This window comes from Sorangiineae bacterium MSr11367 (assembly GCA_037157805.1).
GTDB lineage: Bacteria > Myxococcota_A > Polyangia > Polyangiales > Polyangiaceae > Pendulispora > Pendulispora rubella.
In genome coordinates, this window is record CP089983.1 from 3,804,609 (window position 1) to 3,826,125 (window position 21,517).

Consider the following 21,517-nt stretch of genomic DNA (forward strand, 5'->3'; position numbering starts at 1 on the left):
TGGAATTGGAGGCACACGGGGGCGTGTGACTCACCCCGGGTCACTCTTGGGTAGATGTGTGCGAGTGCAGAATCGCCGCGACGGTTTCTGGGGCTAGTGCCCGCGCGCGCTCGCGTAGCCGAAGCAATAGCGAATCGCGATCGCGTGGCATCGGCGGCGCGGGCGACATCGGGGGCATCGGTGCCGAAGGCATGGCCGCAGGTGCAGACGGGACGGGCACGTCTTGCTCGGGCTCCTCCACCGCCGCGGCCTCCGCGACAACCTCCAATGAAGGAGGAGGCACCGGCGTGGGGTCCGGCGGAGCCGCGCTCACGGATTCCACCATCCCGGGATGGTCTTGAGGCGGCGGCGGAAGCTCGCTTTCCGACATGGAGTCGCGGAGGGCGGCACGAGCCCGGTCCTCACGGATCAGCGCGGCGCGGTCGACGAGCGCCTTCGTCTTCTTGTCGAGGCGCGTAAACCGCAAGGTCAGCCCCGACAGGTGCTTGAGCGGGACGCCCGCTTCCGGATCCGTGGCGGGCTTGTAGGCAATCACGCGCCCCTCGCCGCGCATCAGCGGCGTGCCGTTGGCGAGCGTGACCTCGAAGCGCAGAATGACCCCTTGCGGGCGCGATTGCGCGCCGATCAAGGTGACGCTCGTCCGAGTCAGCGTGTCGAGCTCGTGATCGAGGAACTCGTCCTCGTTCGAGTACGGACGCGTGACGCGAATGGCGACCGGCTGTCGAACCTCGGCGGCCACGAGCTCAGAATAGAGAGAAACGATGGCGGCGCCAAGGATGCGAGGGGCCCATTAAGGATTTTTTTCCTGTACGCTCCCGCGCCGTCATGGACAAGCGTGTGTTGGTCGTCGGGTCCGGTGCGAGGGAACACGCATTGGCACGGGTTCTTTCTTCGCCCGAGTGCGAGGTCCTCTGTGCGCCGGGCAACGCCGGCACGGGCCTGTCGTTTCGCAATGTTTCTGTAGCAGTGGACGACATCCCGGGGCTCGTCGCCGCCGCCGAGCGCGAACGCATCTCGCTGGTGGTCGTCGGGCCGGAGCTTCCGTTGACCCTCGGCTTGGTCGACGCCCTCGCGGAAAAGGGCATCCCCGCCTTCGGCCCTTCCAAAGTGGCCGCCCAGTTGGAGGGCTCCAAGGCCTTCATGAAGCGCTTCTTGAAGCGCCACTCCATCCCCACCGCCGACTTCGCGATCTTCGACGACGTCGATGCCGCCGAAGCCTATGTGCGTGCGGCGGCGCGCCCACTGGTGGTCAAGGCCGATGGTCTGGCCGCCGGCAAGGGGGTCACTGTAGCGACCACCCCCGAGCAAGCACTTCTGGCCGTCCGGCAGATGATGCGCGACCACGCCTTCGGCGACGCCGGCAAGACGGTGATCATCGAGGAGCTTTTGCCCGGCGAGGAAGCGAGTTTCCACGTCATCTGCGACGGCGAGCGCGCGGTGCCGCTTCCCGCGGCGCAGGATCACAAGCGCGTGGGCGATGGCGACAGTGGCCCGAACACGGGCGGCATGGGGGCCTACGCACCCGCACCCATCGTCACGCCCGAGGTTCACGCGCGCGTGATGCGCACCGTCGTCGAGCCGACCTTGGCCGGCCTCAAAGCCGAGGGGACGCCGTTCCGAGGCGTACTCTTCGTAGGCCTCATGATCGAGGCCGGCGTGCCGCGCGTCCTCGAGTTCAACGTTCGCTTCGGCGATCCCGAGACCGGTGTCTTAACGGCGCTTTGCAGCTTCAGTGGAGGCGGCTGGCTCGGCTTGCTCGAGGGTGCTGCGCACGGCCAATTTCCCCCCACGCAACTCGAGTCCGAGGGCGTGGCACTCTCCGTCGTCATGGCCGCCGAGGGCTATCCCGCCAAGGTGCGCACCGGCGACGTCATCACGGGCGCCGAGAAAGCGCCGGAAAATCCGCACGTTCACGTGCTTCACGCCGGAACGACGCGGCGCGAAGATGGCGCCATCGTCACCGCGGGCGGAAGGGTTCTCAACGTCGTCGGGCGCGGCGCCACCTTGGAGGAAGCGGCCTCCCGAGCGTATGCCCAGGTCGACGCCATAAGCTGGCCCGGCGAGCACCACAGGCGCGACATCGGAAGCCGCGCCTTGGAAAAGAGATAACGCGTTCACCATCCTCTCCGGAATCTCCGGAAAAGAGAGGGACCCCTCTCGAGATCGGGCGTGTCGGTGTGTTAGAGCCAAATTATGGCCGATATTGCACCGCTCACACCGCTCCGCTACGACCCCAGTAAACTCGTATCGGTCGCGAACGTCGTGGCGCCGCCGTACGACGTCATCAGCCCCGCGCAACGCGAGGAGCTCGCGAAGCGCGATCCGCACAACGTCGTCCAACTGATTCTGCCGAAGGACGCGGCAGGCGGCGACGGCGAAGGCAAATACGAGCACGCCGCCTCTCTCCTGCGCCGCTGGCGCGAAGAGAAAGCGCTCGTGCGCGACGACGTCCCCGGCTTCTACCGCTACGACCAGTCGTTCACGGCGCCCGGCACCGGTCAGAAAATGAGCCGCCGCGGCTTCCTCGGCTTGGTGCGCCTGGTGCCGTTTTCGGACCGCATCGTGCTGCCCCACGAGCGCACCCTGAGCGGCCCGAAGGAAGATCGCCTCAAGCTGTTTCGCGCGACGCGCACCAACTTGAGCCCCGGTTTCATGCTGTACCGCGACCCGCGCGGAGAGCTCGATCCGGCTCTGTCGTCCGGCAAGGAGCTCTTTCGGTTCGCCACGCCCGACGGCGTCGAGCATGCGCTGAGCAAGGTCGAAGATCGCGAGGCGCTTTTCACCATCGTGCAAAAGATCGCTCAGTCGCAGCTTCTCATCGCCGACGGCCACCACCGCTACGAGACCGCGCTGCGTTATGCGCAGGAGACCGGCGCCAACGGCGCGAGTGAAAACGGCTACTTCATGGTCTTCCTCGCCAACGGCGACGATCCGAACCTCGTGGTCTTTCCGACGCATCGCCACGTGCACTCGCTGCCGTCGTTCGACTTCGCCGAGCTGCTGCGAAAAGCGGCGGACACATTCCAAGCGACCGTGTTGCCCAAGGGCACGGCGGCGAACGTCATCACGGACACGCTCGCGGACTCCGGCAAACGTGCGCCATCCGTTGCGGTCGCCTCGGCCGAAGGAGACGTGGCCATCCTCGCATTGCGCGCGGATGTCGAGCCAGACCAGCTCGGGAAGCATCCAACATTGGGCAAGCTTCCGGAGGTCTTGCGCCGCACCGATGTGGCCTTACTTCATTCAGGTATCCTGGAGCACGCGCTCGGTATCACCCGTGAGGCGCAAGCCGCCAAAACCAACCTTTGGTACCCGCAAGATGCAGCCGCGACGCTCGCCGAGTTGCGCAGTGGAAAGGGCCAGGCGTTGTTCCTGATGAACGCCACGCCGGTCGAGGCCGTCCGCCGCGCGGCCGAATCCGGCGAGGTCATGCCCCAGAAATCGACCTTCTTCTATCCCAAAGTTCTCACGGGATTGACCATCCATACGTTGGAGCCGGACCGCACGGTCCACGTTGTCCGCTAGTTAATCCGCGCTCCTGTGGCACGAGTCCTACACCGTGTTTAGCTTCGCGAATATTGGAACCCAGTTTGCAATACCCCGAGGTCAACGCATCGGATGTTATCCTTGACCATGAATGAAATGAGCCGCACCACGAGAGGTCAACATGACTGAAAAGAAAGCCCCGCCGCCGCGTGCCCCGCAGGATGAGGACGTGGTCCAGTTTGGTGACGTGCTCCCGGTTCTCCCCATCCGGAACGCGGTACTTTTTCCGGGTGCGGTGGCTCCGTTCGACGTCGGCCGCGAGAAGTCCGTGGCGCTCGTCGAGGATGTCGACAACCTACCGAGCCCCGTCATTGCCATCTTCGCCCAGCGCGATCCTTCGACGGACGACCCAGGCCAGGACGACCTACACACGGTCGGATGCGCGGCCCGCGTTCTCAAGGCGTTGAAACATAGCTCGGGCAACTATTCGCTGATTTTGCAGGGCCTCTCGCGCATCCGTCTCGAGGATGTGGCGCAGAGTTCGCCCTATCTCAAGGCGAAGGTGCGGCGTCTCGACGAAACGGGTCTGGACGACGACGAGGCCGAAGCGCTTTCGATGAGCCTGCGGGATATCGCGAAGCAGGTGATTCAGCTCATGCCCGAGCTTCCGCGTGAGGCGGGCTCGCTCATCGATTCGATCCAGGCGCCCGGCGCCCTGGCCGACTTGGTGGCCGCCAACCTGGACGCCCCGGTGGAGGAAAAGGCGCAGCTGCTCGAGACGGTCGACGTCAAAGAGCGCATTCGCAAGGTCCTTCGCCTGCTGACGCGCCAGCTCGAAATCTTGAAGATGCGCGAGCGCATCAACTCCCAGATCAAGGAGGAGATGGGCAAAAACCAGCGCGAATACGTGCTGCGGCAACAGCTCAAAGCCATCAAAGAGGAGCTGGGCGAAGACGATGGGGATCAGGGAGATCTCGACGGTCTCGAAGATCGCATCGCCAAGGCCAACCTGCCGAGCGAGGCGGAGCAGGTCGCCAAGAAGCAGATCAAGCGTTTGCGCAACATGCAAGTCGGCTCGGCGGAGTACACCGTCGTGCGCACGTACCTGGACTGGATCCTTGACTTGCCATGGCACAATCAGACGCCAGACAACATGGATATCAGCGCCGTCCGCAAGGTGCTGGACGAGGACCACTACGGCCTGGAGAAGGTCAAGAAGCGCATCCTCGAGTACTTGGCCGTCCGCAAGCTGAAGAAGGACAAGAAGGGCCCGATCCTTTGCCTCATCGGCCCGCCCGGCGTCGGTAAGACGTCGCTCGGCCGCAGCATTGCACGGTCGCTGGGTCGCAAGTTCCACCGCATCTCCTTGGGCGGTGTGCACGACGAAGCCGCCATCCGCGGTCACCGTCGCACCTACGTTGGCGCGCTCCCCGGGCAAATCATCCAGGGCATGAAGAAGGCGGGCACGATCAACCCGATCTTCATGATGGACGAGGTCGACAAGATCGGTCACGACTTCCGCGGCGACCCCGCGGCGGCCTTGCTCGAGGTGCTCGACCCGGAGCAGAACAACACGTTCGCGGACCACTACCTGGAGATCCCGTACGACCTGTCGAACGTCATGTTCGTCGCCACGGCGAACATCGCGGATCCGATCCCCGCGCCGTTGCGCGATCGTATGGAGATCCTCGAGATCCCCGGCTACACGCGGCGGGAGAAACTGGCCATTGCGCGCCAGCACTTGATCCCGAAGCAGATCGAGGATCACGGCATCACGCCGCAGCAGCTCGAGATCACGGATCCCGCGGTCGAGATCATCATCGACAACTACACGCGGGAAGCCGGTGTGCGTACGCTCGAGCGGCAGATCGCGAGCGTCATCCGCGGGGTTGCCGTCAAGATCGCCGAGGGGGACAACACCCCGCGCAAGATCGAAACGGAAGACCACCTCCGCGAGTTCCTCGGTCCGCAGCGCTACACCAGCGAGGTTGCGGAGCGTACGGAAGAAGCGGGCGTGGCGACCGGCCTTGCCTGGACCAGCGTGGGCGGCGAGATCCTCTTCATCGAGGCGACGCGCATGTTCGGCTCGGCGAAGCTGCAGCTCACCGGACAACTGGGCGAGGTCATGAAGGAGAGCGCCCAGGCCGCCCTGAGCTACGTGCGCTCCAACTCGGAGAGGTTCGGCATCAGCAAGGACTTCCTCGAGAAGAGCGACATCCACATCCACATCCCCGCCGGCGCCATGCCGAAGGACGGCCCGAGCGCGGGCGTGACGATGTTTACCGCCCTGGTGTCGATGCTCACCGGCGTCCGCGTCCGCCACGACGTCGCGATGACCGGCGAAATCACGCTGCGCGGACGGGTGCTGCCCATCGGCGGTCTCAAGGAGAAGGTGCTTGCGGCCCACCGCGCCGGCATCAAGCGGGTCATCGTGCCCGAGCGCAACAAGGCCGACCTCGACGAGGTCCCGGCCGAGGTCAAAGACTCGCTCGAGTTCGTCTTCGTGAAGAAGATGGAGGAAGTCCTCGACGCCGCACTGGAAGAGAAACTGGTGCCCAAGGCCGAGGAAAAAAAGGAAGCCCCAGCGTCCCCGAGTAACTGAGAGGGTTTAGGGGATAGGGTTTAGGGTTCAGGGAGAGAGGCTTCCTCCCCCTGAACCCTTTTCCTTTTCGGCTCCCTCTAAACCCTAACCCCTAACCCCTAAACCCTTCCTTTTTCGCGCTGCGTCGGGTGAAGTAGCTCGCATGAAAACGGTGCGGCTCGGGCTACTCGGTTGTGGGACCGTGGGCGGGGGCGTTGTTCGATTGATTCGGGAAAATGCCTCGGTTCTGGCGACCCGCGTTGGGGCCCCGCTGGAAATTGCCAAGGTGCTCGTTCGCGATCCCAACAAGGAGCGCGTGCCCGGTCTCGAGCGCGACCGCATCACGACGGACGCCGCGGCGGTGCTGGGCGATCCGTCGATTGACGTGGTCGTGGAGGTACTCGGCGGGGTCGATCCGGCGAAAGGCTACGTCGAGCAGGCCATCGACACGGGGCGCAGCGTGGTGACAGCGAACAAGATGCTCCTCGCCGTGCACGGACCCGAGCTGGTCGAGCGCGCGGAGAAGGCCGGCGTCGACTTGGCATTCGAGGCCTCCGTGGGTGGCGGCATCCCGGTCATTCGCACCTTGCGCGAGGCGCTCACCAGCGATGCGGTGACCCGGCTGTGCGGCATCGTCAATGGCACGTCGAACTACATCCTCACGCGCATGCGCCAGGACGGCTTGCCCTTCGTGACGGCGCTGAAGGAAGCGCAAGACAAAGGCTACGCCGAGGCGGATCCCGGGCTCGACGTCGACGGGCACGATGCCGCGCACAAGTTGGTCGTGCTGGCCATGCTGGCCTTCGGCGCCCGCGTGCCGCACGAGACGGTGTACACGGAGGGCATCCGCGACATCGAGCCGATCGATCACGAGTTTGCCGCGCGCTTCGGATACACGGTGAAGCACTTGGCCATCGGCCAGATGCGCGAGACGAATGGCAAGAAGAGCGTCGAACTTCGCGTGCACCCGGCGCTGCTGCCGACGCACACCACGCTCGCCAACGTGAACGGCGTGCTCAATGCGATTTTGCTCGAGGGGCGTGCCCTGGGACCATGCTTGCTCTCGGGGCGTGGGGCAGGGGATCTGCCCACCGCCGTGAGCGTCGTCGCGGACGTGGTGGACGTCGCGGGGGCTCGGCTCAGTGGCGCCGGCGGCAGGATGACACGCAGCGTGCGCCTCGCGGAGACACACCTCGCGCCCATCGACGACGCCGAGTGCGCGTACTACCTGCGCTTCCAAGTCTTCGACCGACCCGGGGTCCTCGCGCACATCGCGGGCGCCCTGGCCGAGGAGAACGTGTCCATCCTCGAGATGGTCCAGCGCGGCGGCGGCGATGCGCGCGGGGAGCCCGTGCAGGTCGTGATGATGACCCACGTCGCACGCGAAGGTGCCCTGCGCCGCGCGCTCGCGGCGGCGGCGAAGGGCGGCGACTACATCGCGAAGCCCACGCACGTCCTTCGGGTCGCGCCCGTGGGGTGAAACCGAGAATGTTGCCTAGGGTATGACGATTCCACACCGTTGCGGCATCGCGAGGTGGATTTTTCTATCCCAGGTCGCTACCCTTGAAAGCATGGGTAGCTCAGGCACCATCCAACCGGGGAACGAGGAAGGGCTTTCGCTCCCGCCTCCTCCCGTGGAAGGCGTCGGGGCTTCGGTCATTGAGGCGCACATCCTGGCGGTCTTGCGCCAGCACCGCGAACGCATCATGTCCGAGGTGGTGGACATCCTCTCGCGCAGCCGTCTGGCGCGGGTCGTGCGCGAGGCTGGCTCGGGCGCGCAGGCCACCACCGGCCTTTTGCGCGCGCTCGAGGAGCAACTCGAGGGCCGCAAAACGCCCACCCGAATGTTCTGGTTGGAAACCCTGTTTCCCAGTTTGATGGAGCGCGGTGTCACCTTGGTCGACATCGCCCGCGTCTCCACGCGCATTCACATCGCGCTGGTGCTGCTGCTCGTGTTGGAGCTCCCTCCCGAGCTGCGGCGGGCCGGCGGGGAATGGTTGGGCAACTTCTTCAGCGGGCTGCAGGCCGACATCACGCGCGAGTGCCGAAGGTCCTCGGAACCCCCCGCGAACTCATAAATCGATCTGCTCGGCCTCGGGGATCTGCTCGTCGCCCAGAAAGCGGCGCGCCATCTCGCTGAAGGAGCGCGGCACGTCGGTGGCGAACAGGCGCATCGTGCCCGCGCGTTCGCGCGGCGGCGCCAAGAGACCGCGGCTCGCGAGAAAGGAGCGCGTCTCCGCGGCGACCGTGGTGGCGCTGTCGATGACGCGCACATCGGGCCCCATCATCGCGTGCGCCTCCTCTTCGATCAGCGAGAAGAACAGCGGGTAGTGCGTGCACCCGAGGACGATGGCATCGACCCCGGCTCGGGCCAGCGGTTCCAAATAGCGGCGCACCGCCAGCCGCGGCACCTCGCCCTCGATCCAGCCTTCCTCGGCGAGGGGAACGAGAAGGGGAGCCGCCTGGCCGAACACCTCCGTGCGCGTCGACAGCGTGGTCACCGCGCGCGTGTACGCCTGCGAAAAAATCGTCCCCGGCGTGGCCAGAATGCCCACGCGGCCGGTCTTCGTCGCCGCCACCGCCGCGCGCGCCCCCGGCTCGATCACGCCGAGCACGGGAAGGTCCAAATCGATGCGCAATTGCTCCGGCGCCACCGCGCTCACCGTGTTGCACGCGATGACGATGGTCTTCACCCGATGGGATACGAGCTGGCGCGCACACGCGCCGGCGTACTTCACCACCGTGGCGGCGCCGCGGGTGCCATACGGAACGCGCGCCGTGTCGCCCAGGTACACGATGTCTTCGTGCGGGAGCACGGCCCGCAGTGCACGCACCACGGTGAGGCCGCCCAGGCCCGAATCGAAGACACCGAGCGGCGCCGCCCCAGGCCCGGCTTGCCGGGCCGTTGCTGGGTCCGTGTCGGCTTTCACTGCAGAAGCACCCTCGCCAGGACCGCGCAGCGCACGGCGACGCCCGCCTCCACCTGATCGAGAATCACGCTGCGGGCGCCGTCGGCCACGGCGTTGTCGAGCTCCACACCGCGGTTGATCGGCCCCGGGTGCATCACCAGCGCCTCGGGCTTGGCCAGGCGAAGGCGCCGCTCGTTCAGGCCGAAGGTGCGCGCATATTCGCGGGTCGTGGCCATCACCGTGCCGGCGAGGCGCTCGTTTTGAATGCGCAGCATCATCACGACGTCGGCACCCTCGATGGCGTCGTCGAAGCGATCGAACACGCGCACGGTGGGGCCGAGTACGGTGGGATCGCGCGGCATCATCGTGCGCGGCCCGCAGAGACGCACCTCGGTGCCCAGGGCACCGAGCAGGAGCGAATTGGAGCGGGCGACGCGCGAGTGCAAGATGTCTCCGCAGATAACGACGACCAATCCGTCGAGCTTCCCGAGCCGCTGACGAATGGTGAACGCGTCGAGCAGCGCCTGCGTCGGGTGCTCGTGCGAACCGTCGCCCGCGTTGACGATGCTCGCGCGCGTGTGCCGCGACACGAAGTGCGGTGCGCCCGAGTGCGCGTGGCGGAGCACGATGGCGTCGCTCCCCATGGCCTCCAGGTTTTTCACCGTATCGAGCAAGGTTTCGCCCTTGGTGACGCTGGAGGTCGACGCGGCGATGTTCACCACGTCGGCCCCGAGCCGCTTTCCAGCGAGCTCGAACGACGTGCGCGTGCGCGTCGACGACTCGTAGAACACGTTGAGAATCGTTTTCCCTCGCAGAACACCGCGCGTCACGATCGGATCGTGAGGGTGCGCGTACCGGGTCGCTTCATCGAGAAGGGACGTGATGTCGTTCGCGGAGAGCCCATCGATGCCGAGCAGATGGCGCATGATCGGGGGGGCTTTTAGCAGAGCCTCCACGTCTCCTCAATTCAGGCCGCTCAATTCAGATAGCGCTTGTCCTTTGGCGGCCGCCGCTTCCGAAGCTCGTCGTCCGCACCGCCCTGCACCACGCGCAGAAGCGGAGCACCCGCCCGGCGGGACGGGGAGGTGGTGCTCTTGGTCTTGCCCGAGGCCGGCGGGCTCAACGGAACCGACGGCGCCCCTGCCTGACGGCGCAGCAGCGCCAGCTTGATGCGCAGGTACGTCGCGCGAACCACCGACGGCGTTCCCCCGAGCAGCACACCCACGAGGACGCCACCGAACGGGGAGAGCACGCCCTCGGGAACGCCGTCCGGGTAGACGAGGCCGAGCAAACACATTGCGATGGTGAACCAGAAGAACTGGCGCCCGGTCACTGGAACGAGGAAGAACAGCCGTACCGTCTGCTGCGCATTCACCTTCGACCATGCGATGGCGATCGCGGTGATGCCGGCGGTGCTCCCGAACATCATCCGAGGGTGAAGCGCGGCGGGCCCGCCGGGAATCGCCCGATCGACGGCAATCGAAAGCAGAAAGCCTGCGACCAGCGCAATCCCGACGAATCGAATGAAGCGCCACGTTCCCCAGCGCCGCTCCAGATCCGGCGAGAGGAAGTAGAACGCCATCAACGTGAAAAGCAGGTGCCCCAACCTGGCCGGCGACGTCAGAAGGCCGGCGGTGAACAGCCGCCATACCTGACCGTCCAGTACGCTGTCACTCGAGGCGGTGAGCGCGAGAAAGAGGCTCTGTCCGCCGGGCAGATAGCTGTAGGCGATGGCAAGAGAGATCCCGAGAATCGCTACCACCAGGAGCAGGACCTTCAAGCCCGGGCCGGGGCGAGGTAGTGCCAGAGTAACCCTCTCGTCCATTGATCTTCACTCTAATGTCGCCATCGTGGATCGCAAAGCCAGCATGAAAATACGTAGCAAGTTGCTACATCGGCGCCTTCGTCTTTTCTCCGATGGCCGCGCGTTACCCTGCGAGGCGGGTGAGGAGCTCTTTGCGGGCGGCCCCGTAGGGTGGCATCACCTGAAGTAGGCCCAAGGTGACCTGCTCGGTCATCGCGCTGATCCCGGCCTGGGTCGTGGGGGGAACGTCGACCGCATAGCCCCGCTGCAGGGCATCGGTGGCGGTGGCCTTGATGCCGACTTCGGTCAGGCAGCCGGAGAGAACCAGGGTATCGCAGCGCAGTTCGTCCAGGACGGCCTGCAAATCGGACCCGGAGAATGCGCTGTACGTGCGCTTTTTCACGATCCGATCGCCCGGTTGCGGTGCGACCTCGGGCCAGATGTCGTTCCCGCCGGAGCCACCGACCGCGTGGACGCCCCACAGGTCCAGATCGGGATCGTCGGGCTGGTGCTCGTCGACGATGTACACGACGGGTACCCCTTGGCTGCGGCATTCGCGCAGCTTTTCCGCCAGCGCTGGCACGATCTCGCGCGCCCTCGGCACTTCGAGGATGCTGCCCTCGGCCAGGTGATCGTGAATCATATCCAGCACCAGGAACGCCGATCTTGGCCGTTCCGCACGCTTGGCGCGAAAGCTCGCCAGGACCCGGCTGCGTAGGGACGGCGAGGCGGCTGGCGCGGGCGCGTTCTCGCCCAGGATCCCGCTTGCGGGGCCGTTCTCGACTGCGGCCAGCGCGAATGACGCCAGGGTGCGCTCCACCTCCAGGTAGGCGGCGCGCTCTTCCTCGGTGAGCGTGCCCAAGAATGCGGCCGTGAGCGGTTCGGGACGTCCCGCGAGGACGAGTTGTAGCAGGCGGGCATACCGATCATTCACGTCGCACCTCGAGCACTCCCAGCGTTCTTGACCACTACGTTCGGCGAGTCATTTTGGACCGACGCCACGAGCGCTTCCCTCAACGTTGCGATGGCCCGGGCCGCCCGCGACTTGACGGTTCCCAACGGAACGCCGTGAAGTTCTGCGATTTCGCTGTAGGAGAGGCCCTGGAAGAAGGCCGCTTCGAGCGTGAGCCGCTGGTCCTCCGGGAGCGCCCCGAACGCCTCGCGAAACCTGTCGTTCATGTGCAGAAAATCGACGGGCGGCGCCTCCGCCGTCTCCGTGCGCGCCTCCGCCCGGACCGCCTCGCGCACCCGTTTGAGCCGATTCTGCCGGCGCAGGCGATCGATGGCCAGGTTGCGCGTGATGGTCACGAGCCAGGTCCGCAAACGCCCGCGCGCCGGATCGTAGCGGCGTGCCTGTTCGCAAAGGCCCATGAAGGCGTCGTGAACCAGGTCTTCCGCTTCGGCGCGGTCGTGAACGATGCGCAGCGCGATGGCCAGCAGCGCATCGGCGTGGCGATCGTACAGCGACGCAAGCGCATCGACGTCGCCTTCGGCTACGCGAAGGATGAGTGCTGCATCGAGCGATTCGGACGGATCCGCCTCCACCACCACGCCGTCGTTTATATCACGTGCCTCACTGCACGGGATCGCACGTGGCCGTCGTCGTCACGAACGGGGCAACCGAACCGCGGCAGGTCGTGCGGCCCAGCGACGCCGGTCCTGCGTCGCCCTGGGGCGCTCCGAGCAGCTCGACATCGATCGTGTGATCGGCGGGCGCCTTCACGCGCGCGAGGCGCACCTCGGCGGGGCAGGTGACCACGATGCCTGGGTTCGGGATCGTGCCGCCATCGCCTGCATCGCCCGCGTCGACGGGGAGCGCGGCATCGCCTGCATCTCCTGCGTCACCCGCATCGCCTGCATCGCGACCGGGGCCTGCGTCGCCTGCATCCGCGCCGGCGTCGGCGGGCGGTTGGGCTGTAGGAATCCCGCGGAGCGATGCTCGAATCGAGACTGCGCCGGCGTTGCAGCCCGCGGGCGTCCCATCTTGCCGGGTGAACGAGGCGGGGAGCACGATGATCCCATCGCTTCCCGCATCGCGGAGCGGCTCGCAGACGGCGACGACTTCCACGTCGGACTGCTGCGTGGTCTGACAGGCCGTCACCCAGGTGAAGTTCAGGGTCCGACCCGCCCAGAAGCGATCGAACTGATGCTCGGCGGCGGTCACCTGGTTCACCACGGTCGCGACGGCGCTGCCGTCGCCGAAGGTCTTCGCATTGAAGGCGTAGACGTCGACCTCGAAATCCAAAAAGCCGCTGTCCGCGGCCGGGGCGAGCGCTTGAAACACCCCGTCGGCAAAGCAGTCGTACGTGGCGGCGGCGCGCACCTTGCCGTCGGTGTCCGTGACCACGGCCGTGTATTTGTAAACCTGCGTATCGCCCGGGCCGCAGCCTTTGCCGGCGGTGATGACGTCCGACCGGACCTGGATGCCCGTGATCGGGTCGATGGGGTACGTCGTCCCGGTGTCCGTGCAGGCGACCGCCAACACGGAGAACGCGAGGTACGCAGAAAGGGAGCCAATAAGAAGGAGCAAAAAGCGAAGCCGCACGGGCAGAGCTCTTACCACGCCTCCAGCGTTAAGTTACAGCGCACAGTAGGACTGAATTTGCGCCGAACAGTCCGCATAGGTTCGCTCGGAGCTCCTCGCGCGGACGGTGCATGCACCCCGCCAGCAAACGTCCTGGCCCAGATACCCGGTGATGTCGAAGGTGTACGTGCGGCCCCCGCGCATGTCCTCGAAGCGAATGGGCTGCTGGCAGCCGGCGGTGGCTTGTTCGCCCGTCTCCCGGGCGCGCACGGTCCAGGAAAAACCGGGGCCCTGGCTGCAGCTGTAGCCGATGTTGGTCGTCTCCTCGAACTGAATTTCGGTCTCGTCGTACCAGCCGTCGACCGTGCAACCGAGGCCGGCGAGCGGTGTCAGCAAGAGTGCTCCAAGACCGACAAGCGCAGAAAAGCTTTGGCGGGCCATCTTCCGCGTATCTTCCCCCGGCACGGGGACCGCGCCAGCGCAAACGCAACCGATGCACGCCCGCGCGCGCCAACGCGACCGGCCGCGGCGGAATTCGCCCCGCAATTGACATCTACGGAAGGGGCGGGGCATGGTGCGGCCATGCTCGGAGAAAAACTATGCAATCGGTAGCCGGCGGGGCGATCCACGCCGTTCACGCGTTCGCGGCGGCGGTACAGCCTGGCGGTGCCGGCGGTGGCGGGAAACCCGACGCGCCCAAGCTCGATCCCGTGCAGCTCGTCCTGCACGCTTCGGCACCGGTCAAGGCGGTGCTCATCGTGCTGGTCGTCTTCTCGCTGTGCTGCTGGGTGGTCATCGGTGCCAAGTTTCTCCATCTGCGCCGCGCCCGCGCCGAATCGCATCGCTTTTTGAAGACGTTCGACGCCGCCCAGAATTTCGAGTCGATGGCCAATGGGCTGTCGGCCTTCCGCGGCTCGCCGTTCGCGCGAATTTTCGCCACGGGCTACGACGAGATGATGCGCATGACCGGCGGCCAGCGTCAGCGCTTGGGCGACGCCGAGGGCACGCACGTCGAAACGGCCACCCGGCGCGCCGCCGCACGCGAGGTCACGCACCTCGAATCGTGGATGACGCTCTTGGGCACCATCGGTTCGACGGCCCCGTTCATCGGTCTTTTCGGCACGGTTTACGGCATCATGGACGCGTTCTTGAGCATCGGGAACCAGCAGAACGCGAACCTCCCCGTCGTGGCGCCGAAGATCGCCGAGGCCCTCATCGCGACGGCCATCGGCCTCGTGGCCGCCATCCCCAGCGTCATGGCGTACAACTACTTCGCGCGCCGCGTTCAGGAGCTTGCCGACAGCCTCGAAGGCTTTGCTGCCGACGTGGCCGCCCGCGCCAAACTGGGAGGCATTTAGTCCGCCATGGCCATGGGCGCATCGGCAGGCGGCGTTGCAGGCCGCAGCCGCCGCATGGGCGGCATGAACGAGATCAATGTGACGCCGCTCATCGACGTCATGCTGGTGCTCCTGGTCATCTTCATGGTGACCGCACCGCTCCTCACCACCGGTGTCGAGGTCGATCTTCCGAAGGCCAAGAGCGGCCCGATGGTGGCCGACGACACGAAGCTGCTCATCATCGTTACCGCGGACGAGCACGTCTATCTGGGCAAGGACGAGATCACCGGTGCCATCGAAGACCGATTGACGAACAACGCGCGTCTGAAGGAGGAGAAAGAGGTCTACATCCAAGCAGACGAAGGCGTAAAATATGGTGCCGTTCTGCGTGTCATGGCGGCCGCCCGCACCGCAGGCGTCGAAAAGCTTGGAATGATCACCGATCCACTGGAAGTTAAGTAACCGAGCGAAAGGTGTTCGTGCGAAGCGTATTACGCACGCGCAATTGAATTCTCATCATGGCAACGCGGTTGGCTTGGAGGACGGCGTACGAGTCGGACGAGGTGGCGCTGGGTATTGCGTTGGCCATCGCGCTGCACGCGATTCCCATTGCGGCGTTGATTCTCAAGGCGATGTACCCCTCGCTCGGCGAGGAGGAGAAGCCCCTCGTCGAGAAGCCCGTGGTCGCGGCCAGCTTGCTGAAGTTGGGCAAGCCCATGGATCCATTGAAGCTGCCCGATCGCATCGTGCCGCGTGCCCGCACCGCGCCGAAGCACGAGATCGTGGCCTCGCGTGAAGAGAAGAAAAAGGACATTCCCGATGCAGGGCCGCCTCCGCCGCTCGCCCAGGAGTCGGACATCACGCGCCTCGTGAACAAGAGCGATCCGTTCGCGGAGGATGCGGGCAAAGATCGTCCCGAGGAAGGTCACGCGGGCGGTGTGAAAGAGGGGCAGGAGACCGATCCGAACAAGGTGAAAGCGGGCGACATGTACGCTCTGCAGCTGCAACAATTTTTCAGGGATCGCTGGGCCATTCCGAGTGTGATCTCGAAGGGCGAATCCGCGAAACTCTGTGCAGTTTTTCAGATCAGCATTGATCGCCGCATGACCATCTGGCACCTCAGAAGCACGCCGGCGCGAGCCAGCGGCAACGATCTGTTCGACGACTCGGTACGATCTGTGTTTCAAAAGCTGATGGATGATCGAACGCCGTTGCCTGAGCCACCACCGGAGGCTGCGGAGACCTACCGCGGGCGCGCGGTTAATGTTCAGATGACGGAAAGCGGAGATCCTTCGAAATGCCGATGACCGATCTTGTCTTCTTGGGCCTGCCGAAAAAAAAGACGTTCGCTTTCATGGCGGCGGCATGCGTAGGCGGCACATTCTTGTTCGTCGCCGCAACGGATTCTCCAGCGAATGCGCAGCAACCGGCCGGCGCATCGAGTGCACTGCCCACAGTGTCGCAGCCCACGGGTGGCACGGTCACGACCATCACCGTCGGCGGTGGTAACCGCGCACTGTTCAAGATTGCCGTTCCGCCGCTCGTCGGCGAACGCGAGACGTCGAACACGGTCGTCGACGTGGCGAGCAAAGATTTCACCCTGTCGAGCATTTTCCAAGTGCTCGATCCGAAGAGCTTCACCGCGAACCTGGGGGCCGAGGGCACGGGCATCGACCCGGCGAGCTGGCGCAACATCGGCGCCGAGGGCGTCGTGAAGGGCACGAGCGCCATGCGCGGCAGCAACGTGCACCTCGACCTGCGTCTCTTCGTGGTCTCGCGCGGCGCGGAAGCCGTGTTGAAGAAGGAATACGACGTACCGCCCAGCGGCGTGCGCGCGGCCGTGCATCAATTCTGCAACGAAGTGGTGAAGTGGTTTACCGGCACCGCCGGCACCTTCGGCACGCGCCTCGTTTTCAGCGCCACCACCGGCCGCGGGCAGAAGGGCATCTTCTCCGTCGACAGCGACGGCCATGGTCTCTCGCGCCTGCAGACCGTGTCGAACGTGGCCCTCGCACCTGCGACGGGGCCGGGCGGCGTCTACTACTCCGCCGGCATGCCCGACGGCACGTACCAATTGTTCAAGGTGGGCAGCTCCGCCCCGGTGGTGAAGAACCCGGGCCTCATTTTCGGCGTCGGCTTCGGCGCCGGCAAGATGGCGTTGGTCGTCTCCAACAGCGGCCAGAGCGACATCTTTCTGGGCGGCCCCGATGGCAGCGGCTTGAGCAAGGCCACGCAGGGCGGTTTGAACACGCACCCCGCCATCGGCCCTGGAGGCCAATTGGCCTATGTCTCGAACCAAGGCGGCAACCCGCAGATCTACGTCGACGGCAAGCGTGTCAGCTGGCGCGGCACCTACAACATGGCCCCCGTCTGGTGCAACGACCCCGAGGGCGTGCGCATCCTGTTCATGGGCCGCGATGGCGCCACGTGGGACATTTTCAGCGTCGATCCGAGCGGCAGCGCCTCCAGCATGAAGCGCCTCACGCAGGACCAGGGTTCCAACATGTACCCCGCCTGTTCGCCCGACGGCCGGCAAGTCGCTTTCTTCTCGACCCGCGGTGGCCTGTACTTGAGCAACAACCAGGGCATGAACCAACAGAGGATCTCGACCGCGAACGGTGAGAGCCTCCGTTGGGAAGGCAACTGATCGAGCGCCGAAGGCTATCCGGTCGTGGTTAGTGGTTTCGTGCCTCGGGCCATCCGTCGCACCAATCGATGGTCCCTCCCTCGAACCGGCTGATCGCGCCCCGGACACCTCCGGCGCATGTGGTCAAATCTTCCTGATCGGAGATCGGCGCCTTGAGATAGCTGCCATCGAGACCGAGCTGGGCGTACTTTTTCGCAATCAGGCCGTGCACTTCATGTGCAATCGTCCCTCCCTTATGAAGGACGTATCCGAATTGAAACTCGGCCCTGGTAACTCCTGTGGTTTGGTTGCCCTTCAGCCCCGTCAGCGGCATTCCAAGCGGGCCTCGGTTGCCGTCTTTCGCGACCCACTTTTCGCATATCGGGCCAGTCAGTTTGTGGGTTGGCCGTCCATTGATGAAATGCTCGTAGTGACAGCTGCGCGCATCGTCCGAGAGCGTTGCCTTTAGCCATAGGTTCCACGCATCGCCTGGGGTCCCGTCTCGGCCTGACTCCGATGTCGGCATGCCGGCCCACCCTTCCGTGAATCCATTCCACGCCGTGAACGAAATTCCCGACTGCCCTAGGCCGCGGATCGCTCCCTGATCGTTTCTCCAGATGTCGTCGTTGCCATAGACGTAGGGGTTCTGGTGGACGAACCGCCCATCGTAACCGGCCGAGATATCGAGAATGTAGGGAAGACCCTCCGCAATCCAGCCTACGGCTTCGCTCCGCTTCGTTCGAAATCTCTCATCATCGGAGAGCTTCATCTTGAAAAGTTCGCTCAAGTACGGGCGAATGGCGAGGACCTCTCGCGTTTGTTTCAAGTGCGTACCGGCCTTTTGCGGAGTCAGATAGTAAGCGTTGGGGTAGTCGGGATCGGGTGGGAATGCATCGAGCAGGAATCCGACGTCGAAGGTCGTTTCGGCCTTCACGTCTTCCGCCAGCTGATGAATCCAGGATGCGAATGTCTCGTCGGCCCGTGGATCCGATGCCGAGAGGACCTGAGACCACACATGCATGAGCGTGATCGCGTAGCGTGGTTTCGGTTCAGCGTCGTAGACCTGGGCCCATTTTGATGGCCATTTGGCGTTCTTCGGATAGCGGATGTACCGGTTCACCAGGTCGACGATGGCATCACGGAGCCGTTTGTTCTGGCCGAAGTCCAAGGGAAAGCTGATTCCGCGAGAGTTCGACGTGGGTTTGAAATCTTCTACCACCGGAATGATCAGGATATTGCGATTCAACGAAGTCTCGAATAGCTCATCGTGAGCCAGCGTGGACGTCTGCATGGGGGCATATTGGGCCCAGTTGTCGGTACCGCGCGGTCCCCAAGTGGACATGTCAATGACGTTGAATCCCGCCAAGGAGATTTGGTCTATTGCGAAGTTTCTATTCGTCTGCTGTTCGGACCAGCCCAAGTGCTTTGGATCCGCTGGGTGTAGCGTATATTTGTCGCGATTGTCGACGGACGGGTACTCGTAATACTTGATGCCATTTTGCCAATCGCCCGCAAAGAAGAAGGCGCTCTTCATGGCGGTGCAGGTAAATGGCGCGCTCGCGAGAAGGCCTCGTGCCGCACACTCGTCGTCCGAGGCGGACAAACCGGAGGTGGTCTCGCTGTCCGAGGCGTCTTGCATGTCCCCGCTGCACGCAGGGGTGAAGCCGACGAACGCACTGAACAGAGTGAAGAGCGGAAGACTTCGGGGAGAAAGTTTCGGCGTCATCGAAGATGTTTTCCTTGGCGTGGTCCACCACGACGCGTTCATCGGCCCGCGCCACGTGCGGGTTGCGAACTGGCTCGTTCCGCCCGGTCGGGAACCGATGCCCGCGGAAGAGTGCGACTTCGCGCGTGGGAGATTTCGCGCAACATGAGGCCGGAACCGGCCGATTTGGTGACGAATCCAAGCAACATCCCGACGCGGAGGGCCGACGGTATGAGCAACACCCCGCCGATCTGAATCCCCCAAGATTCACGCAGTGGAGGAACTCCGCATGGTCATGTCGATGTTCGAAAGCGCGGTTGATGAGCTCACATACACCCTACGCGCGGGAGAACTCGACGAACGAGACCTGGTGGTCGCACGCTTCAAGGGGCGGGAGCGGCTCTCGGAGCTTTTCGCGTGGCAGATCGACGCTGTCGTCAAGGACGAGAAGATTCACACGATCGAAGAGCTTCTCGGTCGAGCCGGCGAATTTCGAATTCTTCGGCACGACGAACCCGTGCGCATCGTGCGCGGTATCGTTGCCCACGTTACGCCGCAGGGCACGACGTCGAAGGGCAGGCAACACCAAGTCACGGTGACCCTCGTCCCCGCCCTGGCCGAGCTGGACTACATCACCAATTCGCGCATCTTTCAGGGGCAGAACGTCCAGGAGATCATCATGGATCTCGTTCGGCCCTACGGCATCGAGCTCGTGTGGCGCCTCGAACGCCGCCCACAAGCGCGAAACTACTGCGTACAAAAGAACGAGACCGATTTCGAATTCTTCTCACGCATCTTGGCCGAAGACGGTATTCACTTCATCTTCTCCCACGACGAGAAGAAGAGCACCGTCGTCTTCGTCGATGCGCCCCGCGGATACGCGGCCATCGATGGAGACGCGAATCTCCCGTACAGCGCCACGGGCGGCGCCGTGTCGATCGACCACGTTGCCAGCATGGTGCGGAGGCAAGTGCTCCGTCCCGGCTCGGTCGCCCTCCGCGACTACCATTTCGAGCATCCTCGCACGGATCTCACGGTACGTGCCGAGGTGCGCGAGCCGCATCACCATGGCAACCGCCCCGCGCGCGAGACGTACCTCTATGCGGGCGACTACGACAAGGTCGATCCCGATGGCAACGGCATCGCGCAGCGCCGGCTCGAGGAGATTCGCAGCGACGCCGCCGTCTTCTCGGGCAAGAGTTCCTGCGTACGCCTCCAAATCGGCCGCACCTTCTCGATCACCGGCCACGATGACGACGCATTCAACCGCGCGCTCCTCATCACCGACATGAACCTCGGCGGCCACCGCTCGGGCATCGCCGAAACCGGCGGCGGCGGCCCCGCCTTCGTGGCCAACTTCAACGCCGTCCCCAACGACACGCGCCTGCGGCCCCCGCGCCGGCCAAAACCCCCTGCCGCCCCCGAATCCGCCCTCGTCGTCGGAGGGGATCCCGGCGCCCCGTTCGTCGATCAGTACGGCCGCGTGAAGGTCCATTTCTTCTGGGACCGCTTCGACGAAAAAAATGCCAAGAGCTCCTGCTGGCTACGCGTCATGACCCCCGCCGCCGGCGGCGACCGCGGCATCTGGTTCCCACCCCGCGTGGGCGACGAAGTCGTGATCAACTTCTTCAATGGCGACATCGACCGCCCCTTCGTCGCCGGCGCCCTCTACAACGGCGACAACGACCAAACGTACCGCCCCGAGGAATTCTCCTCCAAGAGCACCATCCGCACCCTGACGATTCCCGGCGGAAAAGGCTTCAACGAATTGACGTTCGAAGACAAAGCCGGCCAGGAGGAGATTTTCCTCCACGCGCAACGAGACCGGAAGACGGTCGTCTTGCATAGCCACAACGAGACCGTCGGCGCAGTGCAGTCGACCACGGTCGGCGGATTGCAAGCCATCACCGTCGGCGGAATGCGCACGAAGAGCGTGGGCGGCGAAGAAAGAACCACGGTCGAGTTGAATCGGACGGAGGTCGTCGGCCAGAAGGAACATGTCACCATTGGCATGGGGCGAGAGCGCATCGTCACGAAGGGCGTGGATTCTCTCAAAGTGTCACTCGGTAATCGGGAAGTTAGTATCAGTAATGGCAATTACGTCACGAGTGTCTCCGATTTGACCTATTTGGATACGAAGAATGCCGAAACGGAGTGCTCGGAGGACTATCAGACGAGGGCCGCGCGTACGGTCTTGCTATGGGAAACTTCCGGCGACGGCAGTTTGAAGATGAATGGTGGCGCGATGGACGCCACCGGCCCCAAAGGAGTGACCGTCACGAACGAATCGCAGAATATCCAACTGAAGGATAAGAAGATTACCTTGCTCGCGACGGACGAACTCGTTTTGCAATGTGGAACGTCGTCCATTTCGCTGAAGAAGGATGGAAGTATCGCGATCAATGGCACTACGTCGATCGCTTTGACGTGTTCGTCGTCGAACGTCACCCTGGACAAGACAACGGGAAAACTCGAAGCCACCAACGCTACTCTCTCGGCAAAGGCCAACTGTGTGGTCTCGGGCGGTTTCGTGAAAATCAATTGA

General features: G+C 64.4%; 19 protein-coding genes. 10 read left to right on the plus strand and 9 right to left on the minus strand.

Annotated features, from left to right (window positions below):
* Positions 1-40: 40 nt before the first annotated feature.
* Complete coding sequence (locus tag LVJ94_15320) at positions 41-739, minus strand: hypothetical protein (GenBank protein WXB08602.1); 699 nt, start codon at positions 737-739, stop codon at positions 41-43.
* 86 nt (positions 740-825) lie between these two features.
* Between LVJ94_15320 and purD the strand changes: the two genes are divergently transcribed.
* The 5 genes from purD to LVJ94_15345 all read left to right on the plus strand — a co-directional run bounded on the left by purD (position 826) and on the right by LVJ94_15345 (position 8,145).
* Positions 826-2,109 carry a phosphoribosylamine--glycine ligase gene (gene purD / locus LVJ94_15325; GenBank protein WXB08603.1) on the plus strand — a complete coding sequence of 428 codons (1,284 nt, stop codon included), beginning with the start codon at positions 826-828 and terminating at the stop codon, positions 2,107-2,109.
* A gap of 84 nt (positions 2,110-2,193) precedes the next feature.
* Entirely contained in the window at positions 2,194-3,525 is a 1,332-nt protein-coding gene (locus LVJ94_15330) for a DUF1015 domain-containing protein (protein ID WXB08604.1), read from the plus strand.
* Between the two features lie 142 nt (positions 3,526-3,667).
* Positions 3,668-6,088 carry an endopeptidase La gene (gene lon, locus LVJ94_15335; protein ID WXB08605.1) on the plus strand — a complete coding sequence of 807 codons (2,421 nt, stop codon included), beginning with the start codon at positions 3,668-3,670 and terminating at the stop codon, positions 6,086-6,088.
* A 142-nt stretch (positions 6,089-6,230) separates the two neighbouring features.
* Complete coding sequence (locus tag LVJ94_15340; GenBank protein ID WXB08606.1) at positions 6,231-7,547, plus strand: homoserine dehydrogenase; 1,317 nt, start codon at positions 6,231-6,233, stop codon at positions 7,545-7,547.
* A 91-nt stretch (positions 7,548-7,638) separates the two neighbouring features.
* A complete protein-coding gene (locus LVJ94_15345; GenBank protein WXB08607.1) occupies positions 7,639-8,145 on the plus strand; it encodes a hypothetical protein in 507 nt (168 codons plus the stop codon).
* Here LVJ94_15345 and murI read toward each other — a convergent pair.
* The 7 genes from murI to LVJ94_15380 all read right to left on the minus strand — a co-directional run bounded on the left by murI (position 8,140) and on the right by LVJ94_15380 (position 13,745).
* Positions 8,140-8,997 carry a glutamate racemase gene (gene murI, locus LVJ94_15350; GenBank protein ID WXB08608.1) on the minus strand — a complete coding sequence of 286 codons (858 nt, stop codon included), beginning with the start codon at positions 8,995-8,997 and terminating at the stop codon, positions 8,140-8,142. The two genes, LVJ94_15345 and murI, sit on opposite strands and share 6 nt — an antisense overlap.
* Positions 8,994-9,902 carry an aspartate carbamoyltransferase catalytic subunit gene (locus LVJ94_15355; GenBank protein ID WXB08609.1) on the minus strand — a complete coding sequence of 303 codons (909 nt, stop codon included), beginning with the start codon at positions 9,900-9,902 and terminating at the stop codon, positions 8,994-8,996. Before LVJ94_15355 ends, murI begins: the two co-directional genes overlap by 4 nt.
* A 50-nt stretch (positions 9,903-9,952) precedes the next feature.
* A complete protein-coding gene (locus LVJ94_15360; protein ID WXB08610.1) occupies positions 9,953-10,801 on the minus strand; it encodes a rhomboid family intramembrane serine protease in 849 nt (282 codons plus the stop codon).
* A 103-nt stretch (positions 10,802-10,904) separates the two neighbouring features.
* A complete protein-coding gene (locus tag LVJ94_15365; GenBank protein ID WXB08611.1) occupies positions 10,905-11,714 on the minus strand; it encodes a cysteine hydrolase in 810 nt (269 codons plus the stop codon).
* On the minus strand, positions 11,711-12,331 hold the full coding sequence (locus LVJ94_15370) for a sigma-70 family RNA polymerase sigma factor (GenBank protein ID WXB08612.1): 621 nt from the start codon (positions 12,329-12,331) through the stop codon (positions 11,711-11,713). The genes LVJ94_15365 and LVJ94_15370 overlap by 4 nt, the downstream gene beginning before the upstream one ends.
* Before the next feature lie 22 nt (positions 12,332-12,353).
* Positions 12,354-13,325 carry a hypothetical protein gene (locus LVJ94_15375; GenBank protein WXB08613.1) on the minus strand — a complete coding sequence of 324 codons (972 nt, stop codon included), beginning with the start codon at positions 13,323-13,325 and terminating at the stop codon, positions 12,354-12,356.
* 33 nt (positions 13,326-13,358) lie between these two features.
* Positions 13,359-13,745 (minus strand): hypothetical protein, encoded by a 387-nt coding sequence (locus LVJ94_15380; protein ID WXB08614.1) that lies wholly within the window; start codon positions 13,743-13,745, stop codon positions 13,359-13,361.
* Positions 13,746-13,903: 158 nt separating this feature from the next.
* On the opposite strand from LVJ94_15380, the gene LVJ94_15385 reads away from it, so the two are divergent.
* The 4 genes from LVJ94_15385 to LVJ94_15400 are packed head-to-tail and all read left to right on the plus strand — an operon-like array spanning position 13,904 to position 17,288.
* The gene (locus tag LVJ94_15385; GenBank protein ID WXB08615.1) at positions 13,904-14,662 is read left to right on the plus strand and encodes a MotA/TolQ/ExbB proton channel family protein; all 759 of its coding nucleotides are present in this window, start codon (positions 13,904-13,906) and stop codon (positions 14,660-14,662) included.
* A 6-nt stretch (positions 14,663-14,668) separates the two neighbouring features.
* Positions 14,669-15,103 carry a biopolymer transporter ExbD gene (locus LVJ94_15390; protein ID WXB08616.1) on the plus strand — a complete coding sequence of 145 codons (435 nt, stop codon included), beginning with the start codon at positions 14,669-14,671 and terminating at the stop codon, positions 15,101-15,103.
* A 56-nt stretch (positions 15,104-15,159) separates the two neighbouring features.
* The gene (locus tag LVJ94_15395; GenBank protein ID WXB08617.1) at positions 15,160-15,948 is read left to right on the plus strand and encodes a TonB C-terminal domain-containing protein; all 789 of its coding nucleotides are present in this window, start codon (positions 15,160-15,162) and stop codon (positions 15,946-15,948) included.
* Entirely contained in the window at positions 15,945-17,288 is a 1,344-nt protein-coding gene (locus LVJ94_15400; GenBank protein WXB08618.1) for a hypothetical protein, read from the plus strand. Before LVJ94_15395 ends, LVJ94_15400 begins: the two co-directional genes overlap by 4 nt.
* 28 nt (positions 17,289-17,316) lie before the next feature.
* On the opposite strand, the gene LVJ94_15405 is transcribed toward LVJ94_15400, so the two are convergent.
* The gene (locus LVJ94_15405) at positions 17,317-18,993 is read right to left on the minus strand and encodes a hypothetical protein (protein ID WXB08619.1); all 1,677 of its coding nucleotides are present in this window, start codon (positions 18,991-18,993) and stop codon (positions 17,317-17,319) included.
* Between the two features lie 274 nt (positions 18,994-19,267).
* Here LVJ94_15405 and vgrG point away from each other — a divergent pair, with 274 nt between their 5' ends.
* Positions 19,268-21,517: a type VI secretion system tip protein VgrG gene (vgrG, locus tag LVJ94_15410; protein ID WXB08620.1), complete on the plus strand. Its 2,250-nt coding sequence runs from the start codon at positions 19,268-19,270 to the stop codon at positions 21,515-21,517.